This is a genomic window from Sphingobacteriaceae bacterium, assembly GCA_002319075.1.
Taxonomy (GTDB): domain Bacteria; phylum Bacteroidota; class Bacteroidia; order B-17B0; family Aurantibacillaceae; genus Aurantibacillus.
Window position 1 is genome coordinate 2,368,657 of record NVQB01000001.1, and the last position, 24,745, is coordinate 2,393,401.

The 24,745-nt window shown below is 38.4% G+C and carries 16 protein-coding genes and 1 riboswitch; of the genes, 9 read left to right on the forward strand and 7 right to left on the reverse strand.

What is annotated here, in order from left to right; translation table 11 throughout:
- Positions 1–165: 165 nt before the first annotated feature.
- From CNR22_10335 to CNR22_10360, 6 genes are all read left to right on the forward strand, one after another.
- Positions 166–843, forward strand: coding sequence for a hypothetical protein (locus CNR22_10335; GenBank protein ID PBQ32153.1), 678 nt, complete (start codon positions 166–168; stop codon positions 841–843).
- Positions 843–2,042, forward strand: coding sequence for a hypothetical protein (locus CNR22_10340; protein PBQ32154.1), 1,200 nt, complete (start codon positions 843–845; stop codon positions 2,040–2,042). The genes CNR22_10335 and CNR22_10340 overlap by 1 nt, the downstream gene beginning before the upstream one ends.
- A gap of 79 nt (positions 2,043–2,121) precedes the next feature.
- Entirely contained in the window at positions 2,122–2,769 is a 648-nt protein-coding gene (locus tag CNR22_10345) for a hypothetical protein (protein PBQ32155.1), read from the forward strand.
- A gap of 15 nt (positions 2,770–2,784) precedes the next feature.
- Positions 2,785–4,923, forward strand: a complete 2,139-nt coding sequence (locus CNR22_10350) for a hypothetical protein (protein PBQ32156.1) — start codon at positions 2,785–2,787, stop codon at positions 4,921–4,923.
- Positions 4,924–4,927: 4 nt separating this feature from the next.
- Positions 4,928–6,097, forward strand: a complete 1,170-nt coding sequence (purT, locus tag CNR22_10355) for a phosphoribosylglycinamide formyltransferase 2 (GenBank protein PBQ32157.1) — start codon at positions 4,928–4,930, stop codon at positions 6,095–6,097.
- A complete protein-coding gene (locus CNR22_10360) occupies positions 6,094–6,636 on the forward strand; it encodes a hypothetical protein (GenBank protein PBQ32158.1) in 543 nt (180 codons plus the stop codon). The genes purT and CNR22_10360 overlap by 4 nt, the downstream gene beginning before the upstream one ends.
- 4 nt (positions 6,637–6,640) lie before the next feature.
- Here the strand turns inward: CNR22_10360 and cysQ are convergent, their stop codons facing one another.
- From cysQ to CNR22_10375, 3 genes are read right to left on the reverse strand one after another with little or no spacing between them, the layout of a single operon-like run.
- On the reverse strand, positions 6,641–7,468 hold the full coding sequence (cysQ, locus tag CNR22_10365; GenBank protein ID PBQ32159.1) for a 3'(2'),5'-bisphosphate nucleotidase: 828 nt from the start codon (positions 7,466–7,468) through the stop codon (positions 6,641–6,643).
- Positions 7,458–8,105, reverse strand: a complete 648-nt coding sequence (locus CNR22_10370) for a hypothetical protein (GenBank protein ID PBQ32160.1) — start codon at positions 8,103–8,105, stop codon at positions 7,458–7,460. Before CNR22_10370 ends, cysQ begins: the two co-directional genes overlap by 11 nt.
- Positions 8,106–8,118: 13 nt before the next feature.
- Positions 8,119–8,511, reverse strand: coding sequence for a hypothetical protein (locus CNR22_10375; GenBank protein ID PBQ32161.1), 393 nt, complete (start codon positions 8,509–8,511; stop codon positions 8,119–8,121).
- Between the two features lie 207 nt (positions 8,512–8,718).
- Between CNR22_10375 and CNR22_10380 the strand changes: the two genes are divergently transcribed.
- Complete coding sequence (locus tag CNR22_10380; GenBank protein ID PBQ32162.1) at positions 8,719–9,576, forward strand: hypothetical protein; 858 nt, start codon at positions 8,719–8,721, stop codon at positions 9,574–9,576.
- 1 nt (position 9,577) lies between these two features.
- Here CNR22_10380 and CNR22_10385 read toward each other — a convergent pair whose 3' ends face one another.
- Entirely contained in the window at positions 9,578–10,768 is a 1,191-nt protein-coding gene (locus CNR22_10385; GenBank protein PBQ32163.1) for an RNA methyltransferase, read from the reverse strand.
- Positions 10,769–10,840: 72 nt separating this feature from the next.
- Positions 10,841–13,588: a hypothetical protein gene (locus CNR22_10390; GenBank protein ID PBQ32164.1), complete on the reverse strand. Its 2,748-nt coding sequence runs from the start codon at positions 13,586–13,588 to the stop codon at positions 10,841–10,843.
- A gap of 254 nt (positions 13,589–13,842) precedes the next feature.
- Between CNR22_10390 and CNR22_10395 the strand changes: the two genes are divergently transcribed.
- Complete coding sequence (locus CNR22_10395; protein PBQ32165.1) at positions 13,843–15,795, forward strand: potassium transporter Kup; 1,953 nt, start codon at positions 13,843–13,845, stop codon at positions 15,793–15,795.
- A gap of 39 nt (positions 15,796–15,834) precedes the next feature.
- On the opposite strand, the gene CNR22_10400 is transcribed toward CNR22_10395, so the two are convergent.
- Positions 15,835–17,361, reverse strand: a complete 1,527-nt coding sequence (locus CNR22_10400; GenBank protein ID PBQ32166.1) for a bifunctional phosphoribosylaminoimidazolecarboxamide formyltransferase/inosine monophosphate cyclohydrolase — start codon at positions 17,359–17,361, stop codon at positions 15,835–15,837.
- Positions 17,362–17,476: 115 nt separating this feature from the next.
- Entirely contained in the window at positions 17,477–21,202 is a 3,726-nt protein-coding gene (locus tag CNR22_10405; protein ID PBQ32167.1) for a methionine synthase, read from the reverse strand.
- A 79-nt stretch (positions 21,203–21,281) separates the two neighbouring features.
- Positions 21,282–21,465: riboswitch (SAM riboswitch) on the reverse strand.
- 230 nt (positions 21,466–21,695) lie between these two features.
- On the opposite strand from CNR22_10405, the gene CNR22_10410 reads away from it, so the two are divergent.
- The gene (locus CNR22_10410; protein ID PBQ32168.1) at positions 21,696–24,743 is read left to right on the forward strand and encodes a hypothetical protein; all 3,048 of its coding nucleotides are present in this window, start codon (positions 21,696–21,698) and stop codon (positions 24,741–24,743) included.
- Positions 24,744–24,745: the final 2 nt, after the last annotated feature.

A 24,745-nucleotide genomic window follows, 5' to 3' on the forward strand; every position in this document is an offset into this window, starting at 1 on the left:
CGAAACCTGTTATTAAAAGTGTATGAATTTTGCATACACATGTAAAATGATTATTTTTGGATACAAAACGGATTATAACGTGTAGTTATAGTATTATAACTGGCAGGTATTAGCATCAGGGCAGATTGGATTTAGGTTTGTGGCATAAACTTAAATTTAGAAAAAATGAAAAAAAAGATTGTAATTGGATTGCTGGTTGGGGTTGTGTCCGTTGCCAGTGTATTGTTTTCATGTAAAAAAGAAACCGAAGAAAAAGTGGTTACTAGTAAAGCCATAGAACAAAATGAAAGTTTTGAAGTCGCCTCTCGTCTGATGGGCTCAAAGGTCTACTATTCGAAAAACAAGGCTGGTACGGTTTATAAACTGGTTGTTACAGGATCAGCTGAAGGTACCTTATCGGTTGATAGGAGTGTTTACCGTACAACAAGACCTGATACAATTAAGAAACGCATATTCTTTAGTCCCGAAGTACATTATACCGGATTGCAGTTACAACCGGATGGTAACTATAAAGGTAAAGCGGCCACCATAACAATTCCCAATGGGAAAAAGTATTACTATATACCTTTTACACCGGGCTTGCCTACTCATGAAGGCAGACCTGTTGAAGGCGGTTACGAAGTGGTTTGCTACAGTTGTTGCGATCAGTCACTTACTGACTGGACATACGACTGCGCTGTTTTCGGTAACACAAAAGAGTGTTGCGCAGATTGTATGTCGCTTAAATGCGATGATTGCGAGGTAATTTGCTATTGGAACCCTGGTAAAGCTTCGCCCTTCAGAGTTTATAATGATGGGGGCGGACTTATAATTGAAGGAGAGTCGGTAAATATTGTTCATTAATGGTAGAACTTAAAAATAAGACGATCAGATATCTGGCAAGGGGAATTGTTCTCCTTGCCTTTTTGAGTAATTTTTTGCGTGGACAAACTATCCTTGATTCCATTGATGCGTTCTATCAAAAAAAGGAAATTTGCTATCAGTTTACGGAAGTGCGTCACCTCTCAAATGACAAGGGTATTGTTACATATAATGGTCAATTATTAGCCACTACACCCTATGATAGTACCTTTTACATTATTGAGTTTGAGATACCAGAACTTGAAGTAAAATGCGAGGCGATAAAACAGGAATTTTATTATGGTAGAAATGACTATGTGAGAAAACACTTTAAAGATTACAAAATAAAACGTGATGGTGCTCATTATTTTTACGACGGCCATACTCCCGGGCACATTATTGTTAGAGGTGATAACTCATTGATAAATCAGATGCCGGATAGCGGTATACTAAAAATTAAGCGGGACAAAGACTTTTATTATGTTAGTTATGCTGATACCATGATAAATGAGACGAACATAAAAGGCCTTACCCGCAGATGGATAAAAGAATATAAAATTAATAAGCAGGATTATAGTATTGTATATTCCCGCAGTGAAGAAATATTTACCGGAAGCAATGCAGAATTGCGAAATGTATCTGAGTTTACGTACACTTACACCTGTAAAAACGGTGACAGTTTGATGAAAAGGCTTAAAAACTTTGTCCCCATGCAACTCGCAGCCCCACCTCAAATGGCTCAGCCGGGCAATCACAACTTACCAGATTATATTACAATCTTCCCGGCATTTCATTTAAAAGATACTGCCGGCTCAATGATATCTGATAAAGACATTCAGTCACGACTTGTATTTGTAGATTTCTGGTATAAGGGCTGCGCACCATGCCTGGCAAACATGTCGAATCTCTCACAGATTACCAGTAACTTTTCCTCCGAGGACGTTCAGGTGCTTGTGATAAATGCCCGCGACAGTCTTGATAACGATATAAAACGGATGATCGATAAATTTAACAACGGCAGCCGTTTTCTTTTTGGAGGAGGGCTACTTTACAAAGAACTGCACGGCAGAGCTTTTCCAATGGCTATTATTTATGATAACCAGACAAAAAAGATAATTTTTAGCAAACCAGGAGCGAGTTCAGAAAGCACGGCTTTAATGGTTGATCTCATGAGAGATTATATCCGCTTGAACAAGAATTAAAGAAATCTCTACTTTAAACCGGCCTCTGCTTAGTGGTATTTTTCTATCTCTCTAAAAGATATAAAAACTATATTTGTTGATGCTTAAAAAGCTCTCTTCAACTATTATATTACTGCTAATTTTGCAAATTTCTTTTGGGCAGAAAGCACAAGACACTATTTTCTTAATGAATGGTCACGTGATCGTGAAACAGGTTATTGATACAACCTTTAGCACTGTAACCATTATGAATCCCAAAAAACATGGTAAAAAGATTCATTATGAAATGGATCAATTATACATGGTGAAATTCGCGAATGGTTACCAACGCTTCTATTACACTCAGGATCCAAGCATTTACAACGAATTTACTCGGGAGGAAATGTGGCTTTTCACGAAGGGAGAGGCTGATGCGCGAAAAGGATTTAAGGCAAGAGGCGCTATGATTACTGCAGGTGTATTGGGTTTTGCGGCAGGTGCAACCGGAACTTTTTTTGCTCCCGTTGCCCCTTATGGTTTTATGGCTTTAAGCGGCATTACTAAAGTACGAATCAAACATAGTACAATTAGTAATCCAAAATATATTGAAAGCGATGCTTACATTTTGGGATATGAAAGAGTTGCTCGGCAGAAAAGGAAAACAAAATCTCTTGTGGGGGGAACAATTGGTCTGGCATTGGGTTATGGCTTTTACGCCATTTTTCACAACAGTTATCCTGAAGGTGGCAACATAGGGTTTAATAGATAGAAGAAAAAATTAATCATGAAAAAAATATTTTTTTTAGCTGCACTTAGTTCCTTAATTCAACTATGTAATGCGCAAAATTCCTTTAACTGTTCGAGTCATGAAATGTATTTGAACGAATTAAAGTCAAATCCTGCCTTTAAAATAAATCAACAACAACTCGAAAAGGAAACGGAAACTTACCTGGAAAGGATTTCGTCGGCAAGACCAAATGCTGCCAGTTATGTTATTCCTGTTGTATTTCATGTAATATACACAACCAATGCTGGAAATATTTCTGACGCTCAAATAGTAGATCAGATTGCAATTTTGAACGAGGAGTTTAACCGTCAGCAGCCCGATACTGTTTTAACACCAGCAGCATTCAAATCTGCTGCAGCGCCATTTAGCGTTGAATTCAGACTTGCCACTATTGACCCTAATGGCAAATGCACCAATGGGATCAACCGAATTTACAATTCTCTCACCAATTGCTCTTTCGCTCAGGATGATGTAAAAAGTTTATCCTACTGGCCAAGCAATATGTATTTAAATATTTGGATTACCCAATCTATGCATTATTCAGGTAGCCTGGATTGCAGTGGCGGCGGATATGCAACTTTTCCGGGAGGTAGTTCTGTGCTTGACGGTATTAACATTCGGGGCGATCTTATCAGCAATATTGGTACAGCCGCAACGAACACCTCCTGGGGGAATTTCAAAGGCCGCTATTTGATTCATGAGTTAGGGCACTGGTTTAATTTGAGACATATTTGGGGAGACGCAACCTGTGGCAATGATTTTGTTGCAGATACTCCTCCTGCGGAAGCATCCAACGGAGGTTGTCCCACGTTTCCGCACAATGCGTTCAGCAGCTGCTCGGGAAGTAATGGCGATGGTGAGATGTTTACAAACTACATGGATTATACAAATGGTCCGTGCTTAAACATGTTTACTTCGGGGCAGGTAGCCCGCATGACAGCATGTATAACTTCTGCAGTAGGAGGAAGAAGTAATCTTTGGTCGCCAGCGAATTTGAATGCAACTGGAGTAAGCAGCCCATACACTTACCCGGTAGCCTGTGTTTCTAATCCCGCTATTCTGCCCTATGGAACTTTAGTAGTGTGTAAAGGAGACTCCGTGCGATTCACAGATAATTCTTATGGTGGAAACTCTACTTCGCGCAGCTGGAGTTTCCCGGGAGGCTCTGCTTCAAGTCTTACTGACAGTATTGTGAAAGTTAAATACAATGCAGCAGGACTTTACACAGTTGCTTTAACAAAAAATTATCAAAGCACGAGTAAAACAGAAACATTTATAGACAAAGTTCAGGTTTTGGAAACTACCTCGAATATAAACTATTCTGCTCCTTTTAGCGAGGGTTTTGAAGATGGGTCTACTTTCGATACCGATTGGGTTGTGGTAAATAGTAACCAGGATGTTTCAAAATGGGAAGTGATAACAACAACCGGTTATAATGGCTCTAATTGCGTAGGTATTATGAATTTCGGAAAAAGCGCACCTTTAACCGACGATCTGATTTCACCGGCGTATGATCTTTCAACTATTTCCAGCCCCACACTCACCTTTCGTCTGCATTTTTCAAAAGTTGTCACCGCTAATACAGACAGACTGGTAGTTTCTATTTCTTCTAATTGTGGTAAGAGCTGGCAACAGCTATACTCGCGGAATGGAATTAGCAATTTAAGTACGGTTACCGGAAACATATCCAGCTCAAACATACCACCCTATAATTCGGATGAGGACTGGAGACTTGAAAAAATAAACATGATGACCGCATGGGCAAATGGAACTGTGCGTTTTAAATTTGCTTTTACAAGCGGCGGCGGAAATAATATTTTCATTGATGATATAAATATTGATGGGGTTAGTACAACAGGATTAACAAAAATCTCTTCTTCGGCCCAAATAACACTAGTACCAAATCCGGCAAAGGATGAGCTTCAGATAAAAGTAGGGCCTAATACACAGACATCTTCTGAGATTGAAATTTTTGATATAATGGGCAAACTTTGTCTCCTGCAAAAGATAGATAAAAGCAAAGAAAACGGAAGTCATATAAACATTAGCACTTTAGAGAATGGTGTTTATTTTGTGCGCGTTAAACAAGCGGATAACACGGTTTATACTAAGAAATTTATTAAACAAGATTTTTAAGGTTATGCAAAAAAAAGTAATGCTGCTTGGTAGCGGTGAACTTGGAAAAGAAGTTGTAATTGCACTTCAAAGATTAGGTCAGTATGTTATTGCGGTAGATAGTTATACCGATGCTCCTGCCATGCAGGTTGCGCATACCTTTGAAGTTATTAATATGCTGGACGGAGAAGCCCTCGATAAAATTGTTGCTAAACACAAGCCTGATCTGATTGTGCCTGAAATAGAAGCTATAAGAACTGAGCGTTTTTATGATTACGAAAAGCAAGGCATCACAGTCGTTCCAAGCGCGAAGGCTGCTAATTTTACAATGAACCGTAAAGCTATACGCGATCTTGCATCAAAACAGCTGGGACTAAGAACTGCAAACTACGCTTATGCAAGCACACTGGAAGATTTTAAGAAAGCTATTCTAGTTATAGGTATTCCTTGCGTTGTGAAACCATTGATGAGCAGCAGTGGCAAAGGACAGAGTGTTATTAAAACAGACGCAGATATCGAGAAAAGCTGGAATTATGCTATGGAAGGCTCTCGCGGAGATTATAAAGAAGTTATTGTAGAAGAGTTTATAAAATTTGATTCAGAAATTACTTTGTTAACTGTAACTCAGAAAAGTGGCAAAACTTTATTTTGTGCTCCTATCGGCCACCGACAAGAGCGTGGCGATTACCAGGAGAGTTGGCAACCTTGCGCCGTAAGCGATAAAGATTTAAAAGAGGCGCAGGAAATGGCTGAAAAAGTTACCCGGGAACTTACAGGTTATGGGATTTGGGGAATAGAGTTTTTTCTTACAGCTAAAGGAATTTATTTTAGCGAATTATCTCCTCGTCCACACGACACTGGTATGGTAACATTAGCAAACACACAAAATTACAATGAATTTGAACTTCATGCTCGCGCAATATTAGGTTTGCCCATACCCAATATTGAGCTTATTAAGCAGGGAGCTTCTGCTGTTGTACTTGCTTCAAAGGAAGGTATACGCCCTGATTTTAAGGGAATTGAGGAAGTTCTGGAAAATAAAAATACCGATGTAAAAGTGTTTAATAAACCAACTACCCGTCCGTACAGGCGCATGGCTGTTGTTTTATGCAACGATATTATTGAAGCGGATATTATGCTGACAAAAGAAAAGGCGATTGCGCTTTCTAAAAAAATTGAAATCATTCATTCATGAAAAAACTTCTGAGCCTCTTTTTTAATTTACTAGTTATTGGACTTTGGTCTCAAAACGAACCCAACACTATTGCATCTAACAGTTTATTTAAAGATGTAAAGCAAGGCGATTCGTTAACTTTTTATCAATGCCATGTGGAGGAAGCGGTTCAGCAAATGGCTACTGCTTCTGGGCAAACACTCACGGGTAAATCTCAAAAATATACGATAACTGAAAAGTATGTTTTCCATAGAAATGAAACCGGTTATTCCGTGAGCTATTATACGTCTTCTTTAAATGTATTTCCAAATAAAAAATTTTCGGGATTAAAAATAAGAGAAAGACCGTATTGGGCGTTTAAATTGGAAAAGATATTTCCATTAAAAGAAGACGACCTTAAAGTTTTTTTAGCGTTGGAGAAAAAGGGCAGGGAAGCAATTGAATATGATTTTGCCATCACACGTTACACCACCAATCAAATTATCATCAAGCAGAGAAAAGATTTTAAGCAGCTTGTTATAGATGGCAATTATGTGATTTCAAAACTGATTAGTTTCTAGAAAACTAATTAGAGCGAGAACCACATTTTGCGATAAAATAATTATTATGCATGTCTTCACGGTTGTAAACCATCGGAAGATTTGTTTCGAGATCAATAAGTTGACATCCGGCTTCTTCCAGAATGCATTGTCCCGCAGCAGTATCCCATTCCATAGTGGTTCCATAACGAAGGTACTCATGCGCTTTTCCCTCTGCTACCCAACATTGTTTTATACTGCTTCCTACGCTGATCATATCTACATCGCCATATAAATTGCGCAGCTTGTCTACATGCACATTAATTTCTCTGCTTAAATGTGAACGACTTCCAACAACGGTATAAGTTTTTGGTAGCTTTTGGGAAGGAAGTTTTTTTGCAAATTCAAAAAGGTGGTCGCTGAGGTTTTTTTTAGTCAGCTCCATGATCATGTCGTGTTGTGTTATTTTGTAGCTACCGCCTTTGTGATAAGCGAAATATATATCTTTTAAAACCGGGGCATAAATAATTCCAATAACGGGCTTGTTATTTTCAACCAGCGCAATGTTTACAGCAAATTCACCATTACGTTTTACATATTCTTTGGTGCCATCTAAAGGATCTACAATCCATACCCGGGGCCACGTTTTACGAATGGAGTAGTCAAGAATTTCTTCTTCTTCGCTTATAATTGGAATATTTGAGGCAGATAATATTTTTGAGATGCATTCTCCTGATGTGCGATCAGCTAGTGTAACCGGTGTATTATCAGATTTTGTCTCTACATAAAAATCTGTGCTGTAAATCTTTAAAATCTCTTCACCTGCTTTAAACGCTGCATTAATTGCGAGCTTAAGAAGTTCATTATAATCCATTAAAGTAAGTATTTAAAAGTGAGTTTATTTCTTGTGCTTTGTAAACTATCATGGCGTGGTTACCATGTTCAATGAGCTGATACTCTTTAATAGAGGTGTGAGAAAGCAAATTGTCGGCGTTTCCATGAATGTGATAAATTTTCTGCGTGTTACTTTTTTTATCCCAGTGAATGATCATGTCTACGCAATATTTAAAATAATTTTTAGGCATTTGTTCCAACATCCTTAAAAATTCAGGAAGATAGTCTTTTTCGAAACCCACAATCCAGTTGAGTTTTGAAGCAAGCGACCTGTATAGAGAGTCGGTAACTAATTTTTGAACCGGCAGTGTTTTTAAAATTCGGATGTTTGCCGGCAGCTCCGTTCGGTTTTTGCAAGAGGAAATCAAAACAATTTTATTTACAGGAATCATGTCTGCAATCTCGGCGCATAACATTCCACCAAAGGAAACGCCCATAAGATTTACAGGGGAGGTTGTATCAATTTGCTCAACAAATTCTCTGGCGTAATCTTTTAGATTCCAGCCAGTTTTTGGTTCTGGCCATTCCATTACTTTTACCTGGAAGTTTGGCACTGAAATGTTTTTAAACAGCTCTTTTGTAGTGCCTAATCCGGGTATGGTATAAATTACATGCAAGGTCTGAAAGATTTTATTTTACTGTTTCAAAACCTTTTCTTTTCCAATCGTCATAACCCTTTTCAAGATTAATTATTTCTTTAAATCCGGTTTTTTGCATTAGTTCTGCGCAGTCGCCGCTTCTGCCGCCACCGGCACAGTATATTAGGTAGGTTTTGCTCTTGTCGAGTTTAGCAATTTCTTTTTCAGAATCTTTTGAAAGAAAGTCAATTTGTTTAGCGCCCGCAATTTTACCTTTTGCATTAATCTCGTCGTTTGTTCGAAGATCAATTAAAACAGCACTTTTTTGGTCGATTAATTTTTTGAATGTTTCAGCATCTACATTTTTAATGGTTCCAGTGACTTGAGTTTGTGCAGTAACGAAAAATGCAGTGAAAAGAAGCAGAAGGGAAAGTGTTTTTTTCATAATCAATTTTGAATGTAAATTTAGTCTTAAAATAAAGAAAAATATAAGTAATGGCTTAATATTGCATCTAAAATAAAACTCTGGGCTTTTAATTACTGGCAAATGATAGCGCTGTTTTGCCGACTTATGAACAGGGGTTTTGAAAAACACTGTGTTTAGTAGTTTTATTATAGCGTATTAATAAACATATTTGTAAAAACTAAACTCATGAAATCAATGATTCACGAAATCACTTTTGCAAAAACGATGATAAAAAAAATAATTCTTGGTCTCGTTTTTCTTTTTTCTTTAGGCACTGTAAAATCACAAGGGGCTGATTCACTAATAGTACACTATTATGAAAATTTTCCGTATGCATACACAGAGTCGGGTAAATTAAAGGGAATTGAAATTGAAATTATTGAAGCGTATGTGAATTGGTGCAAAGAGAGAGGGGGAGATTTAAAAGTGATCTATAAGCCCTTTAAAGAATTTAGCACTTTCTACAATTCTGTAAAAGATGGAGGACCTAAAGTAATTGGGCTAGGGTCTGTTACAAACAGTAAAGACAGGGAAAAAGAGGTAGTGATCTCAGCACCATATTTGCAAAATGTAGCTGTACTTATTACTGCGGGAAAAGTAGCAACCGTTAAAACAAAAACAACAGATGAAATTTCTAAAACGCTTGGCGCCCTTAATGCTATAGTTGTTAATAAATCAAGTCACACGCTCTACCTTAACGAGATTAAGAAAAACTACTTACCGGCTTTAAAAATCGAAACAACCGAATCTCAAAACATGGTACTCGAAAGAATTCTGGCCGATAATAATAATTTTGGTTATGTTGATATCGTTGCCTACTGGGCATTTTTGAAAAGCCATCCTTCTAAATTTTTAAAAATTCAGAAGGTGTTTAATGAGCCGAAAGAATATCTTGGATTTATCATGCCAAAGAAAGCCGCGCATCTGAATTTAATAAACGAATTTTTTGAAAGTGGTTTCGGATTTACTTCAACAAAAGCTTACCATCAAATCCTGGAAAAATATCTGGGATACGAGATTATAGAGTCTGTGGAAATAAAGTAGGTCAGGATTTCTTTTTGAGAAGTGCCATGTAAAATCCATCGTAACCCTGATTGGGCAAAAGCGTTTTGTCTTTTACCAATTCAAAGTCATTTGTGTTTTTTAGAAATTCAGTAACCTGATCCTGGTTTTCAGATGGCAGCAAGCTGCATGTACTGTAAACCATAAGGCCACCCGGTTTTACCATTTTGGAGTATTCAGTAATAATAGTTTGCTGTAATTTTTTAGTACGTTCGATAGATTCGGCATTCAGTTTCCACTTAGCATCAGGATTACGTTTTAGAACTCCTAATCCACTGCATGGCACATCCAACAATAATTTATCTGCTTTATTATAAAGTTGCATAATTGTTTTATCGGGAAGGATAGCTCGTGTTTCAATGTTTGACACACCTGCACGTTTAGCTCGTTTTTTTAGTTCTTCGAGCTTCCAGTCTTCCACATCGAGACTGATAACTTTACCTTTGTTTTTCATCAGAGCTGCCAGATGTAAGCTTTTACCACCGGCACCGGCACATGCATCAATAACGTAATCGGTTGGTTTAGGGTCAAGAAATTCGCTGATAAGTTGTGAACCAGCATCCTGCACTTCAAAAGAGCCCTCTTTAAAAAGCCTGGTTTGAAAAACATTTTCCCTTTTAGAAAGTTGTAAAGCGTTTGTTATTTCTGGAACTGGTATGGTCTCAATTTTTTCATTTCTCAAGGCGTCAACAAGTTTTTCTTTACTTGTTTTTAGAGTATTAACCCTCAAGAAAACTGGCGCCTGCTGATTCATTGCGAGAGCCTGTAGCTGCCATGCGTCTTCTCCTAACTCTTTTGTCCCAAGTTCCCATAGCCAGTCGGGATAAGATTCATATACTGGTAAATTCGATTTTAAACTTTCTTTCTTATCACGAATGTAATTTACATCCACATGTTTAAACTCCTGCCAGTCGGGAATTTCTATATCTTTAAGTACTAACCAAACAGCTGTGATAAACCAAAAGTTATTGGGAGATTCTGCGAGTTCAGCATACAGGCGATAATTTCTTACGATATCATAAACACCTTCGGCCACAAAACGCCTGTCTCTGCTTCCCCACTGAGGATTTGCTTTGAATATCTTTTCAAGTGCCTTATCGGCGTAACGGTTCTTGACAAAAATTTCCTGTAAAGTTAAAGCAACAGAATTGACAAGGTTTTTATAAAGTTTCATGCTGCAAAGATAGTCGTAAAGCTGAAATTACCTTGCATTAACTAAGATCGCAGAATTAAAGTGCAAGAAAACCTAACGGGCTACATGAACAGTGCCTTTCAGCGTACGTTTTACAATGCCTTTTAAACGGGGCTCATAAACATCACATACATAAAAGTAGGTACCATCACTTACCGCTACTTTTGACACCATGCTCACACTACTCCATTGAAAATAAGGGTCTTTAGTGGTATAAACCAGGTTGCCCCAACGGTCAACGATAGATAAATTAATTTCTTTAATCATACGCACTTTAATAGCTTTAAAGAAATCATTAACACCGTCTTCATTAGGAGTAAAGATATTGGGAAGTTCAAATTCGGGACAATTGTCGATACAAAAATCCTGGCTCATTTGCCCTACATTATCGTGAATGTCAATAGCTTTAACAGCATAACAGCCTGAGAAAGAATTAGGATCGTCTTGTTGGAATTCAAGAGGATCATTTTTATAAACTGTGGCAATCTGGTTATAGGTGCCGTTTACCAAGGGCTTATAATACAAATAGTATTTTGCAACATCATCACTTCTCGGAATTTTACTAACATCGGTCCAGCTTACCTTTACGGTACCTTTTGGACAATCAGCTTCAATAGTGATTGTTGGACTTGTTGGAGGCGTTAAATCCTTCGGTTTGTTGCAGGTTATTTGAGAGGCATTCACAAGGGGATTAAAAATTGTCGGATCAGAATATTTTCCTTCGCTAAGTACATAGTAGCAATAAGTGCTTCCATTTACAAGATTCGTACTATCGCTAAAAGTGGTGAGTGAAGTTGTGCCAATCAACACAAAAGCGGGGGATGTAGAATCCTGACGCATTACCGTGTAGCGGTAATTCTTCCAAGGTGTTTTTGACGTCCAGGTTAGGTCAATTCTTCTGTCAGAAGGAACCGTACTTAAAAAGACAGAGGTGGCTTTTTGAGAAGATCCAACGGTAACAGTACCTGACATAAACTCAATCATGTACTCTTCCAGCCCTGTTTCGGTGTTTATATTGGTATGCAGAAATTGCGTATCTATTTTCGCTATAAAATTATTTGTAAAACTTTGCACATCTGTAAAGGTAGTAGCAGTGGCGGAACGATGCTTTAGAGTAAAGCGATAAGGCCCCGGATATTTAAGTGTATCCAGATTGGCGGTATCAGTAAGGGGCCTTGTCCATCTTATCCAAATAGAACCTGCGGCGGCGGTTGATTTAACATCAACATTTAAAATAACAGGAACATCTCTTTTTAATTTCGCACAAATTTGTGAACTGCCAAAACTTTCGGTGCCGTCTTTATAAAAGGCTACAACAATGTAACTGTAATCCTGTCCTACAACAAGTCCATCGCCGCCGTTATTATCCATTATTAAAGAATCAAGTGGACCTGTTGTTTTTATAAGTTCAAAGCCGCTCGTAGAAGGAACACCTGTTTTACAAGGATCAAAAATAAAAGGCGTACAATCCTGCTTTCTATATACTTTATAGCCTAACAGAGGATTAAGTGCGGGACTGCATTTAGAAGGCGTCCATGTAATTTTCATTTCCGTACCGCTGGGTGTAGCTTTTACGTTCTTTATACTAGGAGGAACAACCTTTATACTCATTGTACTAAATGAGACAAGTTTTACTTTATCGTCATCATCTTCTACTTTAAAAGTACTTAGATAGGGTAAACTCTGAATGTGGTCGCAAGTTGTCTGCCATGAGAAAAAAACATTAAATGCTTTACCTTTGGTAGAATCGATAATTCCGGAGCCTGGATTAAACGTAGCTACTGGATTTGTAGCAGCAAAGGCTCCACCGCCACCTTGCACCGTAACAAAGTCGCCGGCATTGGGATCAGAAACTGTTAAATTAGCTGTCACAGTTTTTCCAGCTTCAATGCATATATCGGGAACCGTTATAGAGGGAGGATCATTTTTACAGTCACGTACAATTACCTGCATATCGCGCAGTACATAGCCAATCAGATCATAAATACCACTTGTATTTTTCCGCCACTCTTTCACAATAAAAGCGATGTTATATTCGCCCAGCCTCCTGGGAGTACACCATTTTAAAAGACCCGTTGTAGCGTTTATTTCAAAAACACCACCGCCAGTTTCAGGAAATGAATACAATGGAACCGTTTGACCGTCTTCCCCCCTGGATGTAGTTAATTCATAACTCAAACTGTCACCATCTGGGTCGTAGGCACCCGGGTTATGTTCGAAGCAAACATTAAAGCAGGCTCTGTCAATTGGTGCAAAAGCAAAAATTGGAGAACTGTTGGCTCCGGTGAAAGTATTTATGATGAGTTGAGATTCAATATAAAAAGGAACATTAATAGAATTGGGAATATTAAAAACGCCACCGTTTCTGTTAGGATCAAAAGTTCTTATAAGATAAGAGCCAGCGCCGGGGTAAGTATGTATAATCGTATAAACATTTTTTTTAACGCGATAACCCGATTCATTGATTATGACGGAGCCGCAGGTAACAGGTTGACCATTTAAAAATCCACACTGATTATTGCTCGGACATACAGAACCGTTAACCCGTGGCGCTACACCGCGGGTATTGTCTCCAAAATAGACAGTATCCACACATCGATCAGCTATTCCGTTTCCATCGTCGGTGTATTTGATAACGGTAATAGAATATGTATATACCTGAACAACTATACCCGCTTTAACAGTGGTAAAAGGAGCTACACGTTTGTAAGTTATTTCTCCGGCCCGGTTGTGCGTGGCTTTAGCGTAAGAGAAAATGAGGAAGAAGAAAACAACAAAAAGTTTATAGCCGCGACCTGACATGGTAACAAATAGTATTTAGATGTAAGTGATTTTGAGAATCCTCAAAACGTTTAGAACAGTTAGTTATTATAAATTTAAAAGTTTATAGTTAGTTATAACAGTACTAAATTTATTAAAAAAATCAGCTATAATGATGTTTTTTAGCTTATTTAACGCAAAGAAAACGCCCTTTAGTTAAAGCTAAATTATTGTGCGATTATTGCAGGGGGTATGTGATTTTGTAGTAATTTTGCCCCGTTTAATTAAAACCCCTCATGGGACACCAGCTTCACGGCCACATCAATAAGATCACCTTCGGCAGTTTACTTGTTACACTTGGAATTATTTACGGTGACATTGGCACCTCTCCCCTCTATGTTATGAGTGCGGTGGTTGGCGAAAAAGCCATTGATGCCAGTGTTATTATTGGCGCTATGTCGCTTGTAATATGGACTCTTACGTTTCAAACAACCATTAAGTACGTTATTTTTACCTTGAGGGCAGATAATAAAGGTGAAGGAGGTATTTTTTCTTTGTACGCTCTTATTAAAAAGGCAAAAAGAAAATGGCTGATCTTTCCGGCAATTATTGGAGGATGTTGCATTCTTGGCGAAGGGATCATCACACCGCCAATTTCAGTAGCCTCAGCTGTAGAAGGTTTAAAATTAATTCCACGTTTTAGCGAAATCCACACTATTCCTATTGTGATTGCGATTATAACCGGCTTATTTTTCATTCAACAATTCGGAACAAAATTCATTGGTAAATTTTTCGGACCTGTAATGCTGGTATGGTTCCTGACTTTGGGAATTGTTGGAGTGAATGGTTTGATGAAGGACCTAACGGTGCTTAAAGCTTTTAATCCCTATTACGGCATTAATATGCTTATCAATCATCCGGGCGGATTTTGGTTGCTAGGAGCAGTTTTTCTTTGCACTACCGGAGCCGAAGCTCTTTATTCAGATATGGGGCATTGTGGCAGAAACAATATTCGTATGAGCTGGGTGTTTGTAAAAACAATGCTTCTTCTAAATTACATGGGGCAAACAGCATGGTTGGTTTCAAAAGACGGGCAGAAGTTAGAGGGAGCCAATCCGTTTTATTCTATTATGCCGGATTGGTTTTTACCTGTAGGGATTGGAATTGCTACAATTGCCACCGTTGTAGCGTCGCAAGCTTTAATAAGCGGATCATTTACGCTCATTAACGAGGCCATGCGTTTAAATTTCTGGCCTAAAGTAAAAATAAAATATCCTACAGAGTTAAAGGGACAGATGTACATCAGTTCTATTAACTGGTTGCTGTATTTTGGCTGTGTGTTTATTGTATTGTACTTTAAAGAAGCAAAAAACATGGAAGCGGCTTACGGCCTAACTATTATTCTTGGAATGATTATGTCGTCGCGTTTGCTTGCTTTCTTTATGCGGCTTAAAAAATATCCTAAATTATTTCTCTATATTTTTATTCCAACCTACATTGTTATTGAAGGAACGTTTTTAATTGCCTTACTTGAAAAATTCCCGAAAGGCGGGTACGTAACTTTGTGTATAGCGTTGTTCCTTGCTGCCGTGATGGGTTGCTGGTATATGGCAAAACTGATCAGACGCCGGTATATCGATCTTGTGCCGCTTGACAATTACAAACCAATGCTTGTGGATCTAAGTACCGACCCAAGTATTCAGAAATACGCCACGCACTTAATTTACATGACAAGTGCAAACAATCCGAATGAAATTGAATCGAAAATTATTTATTCTATTTTGCAGAAACGTCCTAAGAAAGCCGATATCTATTGGTTTGTACACGTGGATGTAATGGACGAGCCTTACCGCATGGATTATAAGGTAACACATATCGCAAACGAAGATATTATTCGTGTTGACTTTAGAATCGGTTTCCGCATAGCTCCACGCGTTAATCTTATGTTCCGTAAAGTGGTTGCTGATCTGGTAAAAAACGGAGAAGTGGATATTACCAGTCGTTACGAATCGCTTAACAAGAATAATGTCATAGGAGATTTTAAATTCGTTGTACTTGAAAAATTTCTTTCTTACGAAAACGATTTACCGCTTTTTGAAAAGTTAATTCTTAATGTTTATTTCACCTTAAAACGCTTTAGTTTAAGCGAAGCAAAAGCATTTGGTTTGGATAGCAGCTCTGTAAAGGTTGAAAAATTCCCAATGGTGATAAGTCCTCCAAAGGATATTAATTTAAAGCGGATTTCTTAACGAGTCTCCACATTTCTATAAATTACCTGCCCGTAAGGACTAGTGTTTAAAGTGTCTCACACCCGTCATCACCATGCTCATGCCATGAGCATTGCAATAGTCGATGCTTTCTTTATCTTTAATTGAACCACCAGGCTGAATAACCGCCCTGATGCCTGCATCATGGGCAATCTCTACACAATCAGGAAAAGGAAAAAAGGCATCGCTCGCCATAACCGCTCCATTTAAATCGAAACCAAAAGTGTTCGCTTTTACAATGGCTTGTTTTAAAGCATCCACGCGTGAGGTTTGACCGGTGCCACTTGCTATCAATTGTCCGTTTTTTGCAAAAACAATGGTATTTGATTTTGTATGTTTTACGAGTTTGTTAGCGAACAATAAATCTTTAATCTCGCTGGCAGACGGGGACAAATTGGTAGCCGGTTTTAGATCTGCTTCTGTTTCAATTTTTAAATCTTTATCCTGTTCAATTACGCCATTTAATAGCGTGCGGAAAGAATTTTTACTAAACTCTACTTTATTTTGAATGAGTATAATTCTGTTGGCTTTGGATTTTAATAAAGTTAAGGCGTCTTGGTCATATCCGGGTGCAATAATGACTTCACAGAACAGTTTATTTACTTCTGTAGCCGTTGCCATGTCAATAGTTCTGTTAGCAATTAATACTCCGCCAAATGCTGAGGTAGGATCGCCCGCCAGGGCATCTTTGTAGGCCTGCGCGATAGTTTCTCTCGAAGCAACACCACATGCATTGTTATGTTTTAAAATCGCAAAAGTAGGTTCTGTAAAATCACCAATAAGATTTACTGCTGCATCTACATCTAACAAGTTGTTATACGATAACTCTTTGCCGTTTAGTTTTGTAAAAAGGGCATCTAGGTCTCCGTAAAAAGTTCCTTTTTGGTGAGGATTTTCTCCATAGCGTAAAACCTGACTTTTTTGAACGCTTTGTTTGAATTCAGGAATATTTTCGCTGGTATTAAAATAATTGAAAATGGCCGTGTCGTAATGTGAAGACGTTGCAAAAGCTTTAGCAGCAAAACGCTTGCGGTCTGCAAGAGCAGATGTTCCGTTTTTACTTTCTAATAAATTCAGAAGTTCTGAGTAATCATTACGAGAAGACACAATAACAACATCGTTAAAGTTTTTGGCTGCCGCGCGAATTAATGAAATCCCTCCAATGTCAATTTTCTCTATAGTATCTTCTTCAGAAGCTTTCGCTGCAACAGTTTCCTCGAAAGGATAGAGGTCTACTATTACAAGGTCAATATCTGGAATATTATGTTGTTCTTTTTCTTTTTTATCAGACGCGTTATCCCGGCGATTTAAAATCCCCCCAAAAATAGCGGGGTGCAAAGTTTTTACACGACCCCCAAAAATCTCGGGGTAAGTTGTTACCGAATCTACCGCCGTTACAGGGATATTCAATTTTTCAATAAACGAAAGGGTTCCTCCAGTGCTATATAATTTTACACCAAGGGAGTGCAGTTTTTTAATGATCGGTTCTAAATTATCTTTGTAATAAACCGAAACTAATGCGCTTTTAATCGTTTTTGAATTATCCATTTTTTGTAAATAAAGCGCAAAGATACGCTTAGAAATGAAAATCCTGAACTTTGTTTAAAAAGGTTTAAAAGCTGCTTGCTATCGACTTGAAAGGTTAAGAACTGATTAATATACATCAATACCCTAAAGCAGGACCCAGCCATTTTTCGGCTTCTTCAAACTTCATATTCTTACGTTGAGCGTAGTCTTCGACTTGCTCTTTAGTGATTTTTCCGATTCCGAAATAATGCGCTTGCGGATGTCCAAAATACAGGCCACTTACAGCTGCTGTGGGCACCATGGCTAAACTATCTGTCAGGATGATTCCCGTGTTTTTTTCTACATCCAGTAATTTCCAGATGGTCAGTTTTTCAGTATGATCGGGTTGTGCGGGATATCCAGGTGCCGGGCGAATTCCTGCATATTCTTCCTTAATAAGTTCTTCGTTGGTAAAGGTTTCGTTGCTGGCATATCCCCAATACTCTTTACGCACCTTTTTATGAAGTAATTCTGTAAAGGCTTCCGCTAGCCTGTCAGCAATAGCTTTCAGCATAATGGCACTGTAGTCATCATGATCTTTTTCAAAACGCGCTACATGCTCATCGATACCAATACCCGTTGTGGCAGCAAAAGCGCCGATGTAGTCTGTCATTTGATTGTCACTTCGAGCGGAGTCGAGAAGGGCCTTAGGTTTAATAAAATCGGCAAGAGCAATATTGTATTGTCCAGCCGGTTTTTTTGTTTGTTGACGGATAGAATGGAAAGTATGTTTGGTTACTTTTCCATTTTCGTAGATCACTTCTATGTCGTCATCGTTAACGGTGCTTGCCGGATAAATTCCAATCACAGCATTTGCTCTGAGCCATTTTTCATCAATTATTTTTTTGAGCATCGCTTGGGCGTCGTCGAATAATTTTTGAGCTTCGGCGCCACGCGTAGGATCTTTTAGAATTTTTGGATAAGAACCCTTCATTTCCCAACTATGGAAAAACGGTGTCCAGTCGATGTATTCAGAGATTTCTTTTAAGTCGTAATCGCTAAACACTTTATTTCCAAAAAAGGTTGGTTTAGTGATCTCGGTTTTTTCCCAATCAATAGGAAATTTGTTTTGTCGGGCTTCCGACATAGAAATAAACTTATTTTGCGATTGCGCATTTTTATTTTGTTCACGAACGCGGATATAATCTTTAGTTACATCGGCCATGAAGGCATCTCTTAGTTCTTTAGAAATTAGGCTGCTGGCAACAGGCACAGATTTACTGGCGTCGTTAACGTGAACAACCGGGCCAGAATAATTTTGTGCGATCTTAACGGCAGTGTGCACTTTAGAAGTGGTAGCACCGCCGATTAATAAGGGCGTTTTAAATCCTAAACGCTCCATTTCTTTTGCTACATGTACCATTTCGTCTAACGAAGGAGTTATCAAGCCACTCAGACCAATAATATCAACATTGTGTTTTTTAGCTTCTTCCAGAATTTTATCGGCGGAAACCATTACACCAAGGTCAATAATTTCGTAGTTATTACATGCGAGTACAACACCCACAATATTTTTTCCAATATCATGCACGTCGCCTTTTACAGTGGCCATTAGAATTTTACCGGCATTTGTTCTGCCATCGCCTACAATTCCCGCTTTGGCATTATCTTCTTTTTCTTTCAAAAGATAAGGTTCTAAATAAGCAACTGCTTTTTTCATCACACGTGCGCTTTTTACAACCTGAGGTAAAAACATCTTTCCTTGTCCGAAAAGATCTCCCACAATGTTCATTCCATCCATTAAAGGACCTTCAATAACATGTAAAGGGCGACCCAGTTTTTGGCGTGCTTCTTCAGTATCGGCATCAATATGTTCTACCAGGCCTTTCACCAATGCGTGACTCAGGCGAGATTCTACTGTGCCTTTGCGCCACTCTTCATCCTTCTCTGTTTTTTCTTTGGTAATTCCTTTTAAAGATTCGGCATGTTCAACCAAACGTTCAGTAGCATCATCTCTGCGGTTTAATAAAACATCTTCTACCAGTTCTAAAAGTGTTTTATCAATATCGTCGTAAACCTGTAATTGTGCGGGATTTACAATTCCCATATCCATACCGGCTTTTACGGCATGGTATAAAAACGCTCCATGAATTGCTTCACGCACATGATCATTTCCACGGAAAGAAAAAGAAACGTTACTCACGCCCCCACTTACTTTTGCGTGTGGTAAATTTTCTTTGATCCATTTGGTGGAATTAAAAAAGTCAAGCGCGTTTAAGCGGTGCTCTTCCATTCCGGTAGCTACAGGAAAGATATTCGGGTCAAAAATAATATCCTGTGGCGGAAACTTTACTTTATCCACAAGCACGTCATACGCGCGTTTACAAATTTCTTTTCTTCTTTCTAAAGTATCTGCTTGCCCAACTTCATCAAAAGCCATCACAATAACAGCCGCGCCATATTGTTTTATTTTCTGAGCTTGTTCTATAAATTTTTCTTCTCCTTCTTTTAACGAGATTGAATTTACGATCGCTTTTCCCTGCACACATTTTAATCCTGCCTCAATCACACTCCATTTAGAAGAGTCGATCATTATTGGAACGCGTGAAATATCTGGTTCAGACGCAATCAAATTTAAGAAGGTTGTCATGGCAGCTTCGCTATCTAACATTCCCTCATCCATATTCACGTCAATTACCTGCGCCCCCCCATCTACCTGGTCTTTGGCAATAGATAAAGCTTCTTCATAATTTCCTTCTTTAATTAAACGCAAGAATTTTTTAGATCCAGTTACATTTGTGCGCTCACCAACATTTAAGAAGTTACTTTCCGGAGTTAATGTATAAGGTTCTAACCCACTTAAGTGCATTAAAGTATCAGGTTGAGGTTTTTTTCGAGGCTTGGCATCTTTAGCTAATTCAGCAATACGCTTAATATGCGAAGGAGTGGTTCCGCAGCACCCGCCCACAATATTTAAAAACCCGGCTTCCAGAAAATCTTCTATCTGGTGCCCCATCTCATGGGCGTCCTGGTCGTATTCGCCAAACTGGTTCGGTAAACCGGCATTGGGATAAGCGCTCACATAAAACGGGGCTTTAGAAGAAAGTTCTTCTAAATAAGGACGCATATCTTTAGCTCCAAGGGCACAATTCAAACCCACGCTCAATAAATCAACGTGAGAAACAGAATTTAAAAAAGCTTCTGTAGTTTGTCCGGAGAGCGTTCTGCCACTGGCATCTGTAATAGTACCCGAAACCATCACGGGCATTTTTCTATCAATTTTCTGACAATAATTCTGAATAGCATACAAAGCTGCTTTTGCATTCAGAGTGTCAAAAATGGTTTCGATCAAAAGCAGGTCGGCTCCGCCATCAATAAGTCCGCGCACTTGTTCAGTATAAGCATCTGAAAGCTCATCAAAAGTAATGGCTCTGAATCCAGGATCGTTTACGTTCGGAGATAAAGATAATGTACGGTTTGTAGGACCAATTGCTCCGGCAACGAATTTTGGAATGGAAGCAAATTCAGGAAATTCTTTTCTGAATTCAGCTATTGCTTCTTTCGCAATCTTAGCAGACTCGTAATTTAGTTCATATACAAGCTCTTCCATGCCGTAATCAGCCATAGCAATTGAAGTATCGCTGAATGTATTGGTTTCAATAATATCGGCACCTGCTTTTAAATATTCCTTATGAATGGTCTTTATGATTTGCGGTTGTGTAATCGACAATAAATCGTTATTCCCCTGCAGGTCCTTAGGCCAATCACTAAAACGTTTCCCACGGAAATCTTTTTCAGTGAGTTTGTATTGTTGAATCATGCTGCCCATTGCACCATCAATTACCAATACGCGTTTTTCTAATTCTTGTTGTATAGTATTCATATATAAAATAAAAAATCCCTTCCGTTTTTATCGGAAGGGATTAGTGTATATTGTTTTTAAATGTTGACTAATGTGCTCCGACTTATTTTCTCTCACGCTGATAAATCAGAACGAGAACGAATTCCCACCTTCTTTTAGAGTTTCTGATTTTTGGTTTCTTATTTGAGGTTTAAAACCAGAAACAGGAAACAAAAAAATAAGAAACCCCTGTAAGGGTTGGTAAAGCTTCAAAGGGCGTATCCCTCAGCTTTTCTTAATAAGTGTATTAAAGAACGAAGACCAAAGGTATCACATTTTAATTAAACCTACAATTCATCCTTAAAATTTAATTTTGAATTTACGTGCACATATGTTAATAATAGGGGCTGAGGCCAATAATAATTTGGTGCTTTCTGAAAATTAAACTTTTGAGTAAGGCAAAAAACAGTTTAGATTTGGAGCGACAATTCTTAAGTACTTCAGTTACTATTTATTTTAACGCAAAAAACAACTCATGAAAAAAAAGGCCACATCCCCTAATTCGGTTAAAGTTTTTTTAACCATTTGTTTGGTATTTATTTTAATGCACAGCACTAACATTTATGCCTATAAAGACAAGAATTTAAAACATATCACTCAAGAAAAACCTAAACCAGAAGAAGTTTCACTGGCAGAAAGTTCTGGATGGCTTAAACATCAAAACGTCGAATTTCTTGAAAACAAAGGGCAGATCATGAATACGGATGATAAACCTGCTACCAATGTTTTATTTAAAGCAGAAGCACCTGGACTCGATCTTTATATTACCAAAACAGGTTTGTCTTACGTATTTCTAAAATACGAGGAAGAAAAGCACAAAGAAAAAAGAAAAGGGGAGGCGAAAAAAGAAGAGCGAGAAGAAGAAAAAATTTCTTATGAACGCCTCGACTTAGACTTAGCAGGAGCGACTATTTTGAGTGAGAACATTCTTAAGGAAGATACCGGAATAGCATATTTTAATTTTCTTCTGGCGAAGGATAACGTAATTAATCATGTAAAAAAATATAGAAAAATTACTATTAAGAACGTGTATCCGGGAATTGATTGGGTGCTGTATAACTCAAGTGCAAGTGGGTTTAAATATGATTTTATCGTGCACCCTGGAGCAGATCCTAAGAACATACAATTAGTGTATAAGTCAAAAAGAAGCTTAAGTATTGATACCAAGGGTAACTTGCTTATACCTACAAGTTTGGGTACGATTGAAGAAAAAGCGCCCTACAGTTATATTAAAGACTCTGAAAAAAACATTGAAAGTAAATTTAAACTCATCTCTTCTCAAAAGAAGGGTGGTATGTATGAAACTTCTTTGGGCTTTGATTTGGGGGAGACAAATTACTCCAGTACTACATTAATCATTGATCCGCAATTGGTATGGTCTACGTTTTATGGAGGCACCAGTAACGAAGGAACTTTGTGCATTGATACTGATCCGTCAGGCAACGTATTTTTATGCGGTTACTTAGGTAGCACCGATTTTCCACTTTTGAGTATGGGCACCTATTTTCAAGCAACTCCAGGAACTTCTAGTGGATTTCTTGTGAAATTTAATAACACTGGAACCTTGTTATGGTCTACTTTTTTTGGTCCCGCAAGGGTTACCTACCTGGCAACCGATAAATCAGGAAATGTTTATGTGTGCGGCAGTACTCAATATACTGCTTTTCCAACAGTGAATAACAATACTTATTTTCAATCAGGTTTGGCAGGTTCGGACGAAGCTTTTATATCTAAATTCGATAACCTTGGAAATTATGTTTGGGGAACTTATTATGGTGGAAGTGGTGGGGACGAAGCAAGCAGTGTTGCTACAGATCAAAGTGGCAATGTTTTTCTTGTGGGATCTACTTATTCAACAGACTTCCCTACTCAAAACGCCTCTACTTATTTTGAATCCAGTCTTGCGGGTATGCATAGTGGCTTTATCGTAAAGTTTGATAATACCGGCAGCCGCCTGTGGGCAACTTATCTAAAAGGGATGGATTGGAATCCTGTCGCGGCAACTGATGTAAACGGACGTGTTTATATTACAGGATTTACCAACACTTTAATTCCACTTAATAATCCGGGTGGATCTTCCTTTTATCAAGGCACTCTATCGGGAGGTACCGATGCTTATTTAATAAGGTTTAGTAATACAGGAAGTTTACAGTATGGTACCTACTATGGGGGAAGTAATGGTTCCGATTACGGCACGAGTTTAGCCACTGATAAATACGCTAACGTTTTTATTACAGGGTATACATCATCCACCAATTTTCCTTTGCAAAATGCCGGCACCTATTTTCAAGCTGCTAATACCGGTAGCGTTAATGATGTTTTTATAGTTAAGTTTGACAGTACTTTAACAAGGAAATGGGCGACTTACATCGGCGGAAGCAGAGATGATACCAATTCCGAGAACGACAATATTACTATTGATACTTGTGGAAATGTTTTTTTAGGAATTACTACGCTGTCACGCAATCTGCCTTTTGTGCAGGCGTGTGATGGCGGCATGTATGACCATACCCTTGACACTTCGTTAAGCACAAGCAACCTGGCTGTTTATCTGGCGCGCTTTTCAAACAATGGCGATCTTATGTGGAGTTCGTATTTTTGTGGCGATGGTAATAGTTTTAGAACGACTCTGGCCGCTGATGCGTTCGGTAATGTTTTTTTTAGTGGGGAATGGAATGGTGTTGTTAATCCTTCTACCTATCCCCTGGTATATCCGTCAAGCTCTACGTATACGCAAGCTTTTATGGGTTCTGAAGATTTGTATGTTGCCAAGTTTACAAATAACCTTGGTCCCCAACATTTTTCATATCCGCCTTTATGTACCAGCAACCCCAACCAACTACCGAATCTGGCTACTGGGTTCTTAACTGGCGGTACTTTTAGCGCATCACCCGGATTAAGTTTAAATCCAGTCACGGGACAAATAACGCCATCGTTATCAACGGCAGGAAACTATACTATCACCTATAAAATGGCGCCTTGTTATTGTCCTGGAGCTGTGCCCGTGAGTGCCGGTAGCACTACTGTTTCTCTTATCGCAGGACCCTCCTTATCTATAGCAGGAAAAACAAGTATGTGCCTGAAGGAAAATCGCACTTATACGGTAAGCGGTGGCACAACTTACACCTGGAATACGAGCTCGAATTCTAGTACCATTAGCGCCAACCCTACAACAACAGCAACTATCGTTTATACAGTGAGCAGCAAGTCAAGTAATGGTTGCCTGGCGACAAAAACGTTGAGTATTACAGTAAGCAAATGCACGGGAGTGGATGAAGTCGAAATGGGTCAGGCAAAACTTAATATTTATCCAAATCCAAATAGCGGGCAATTTACAGTATCTTCAGATACTGACATCAAATTAGTGATCAGCAACGAACTAGGTCAATTAATACAGGAATTGGAACTTTCTGCTAAAAATGAAAGAAAAGTGGTGATTCAAAACTTGCCTACCGGAATTTATTTTATTAAAGACAAAAAAACAAATCAAACTACGAATTATAAAATAGTAGTTACAAATTAGAT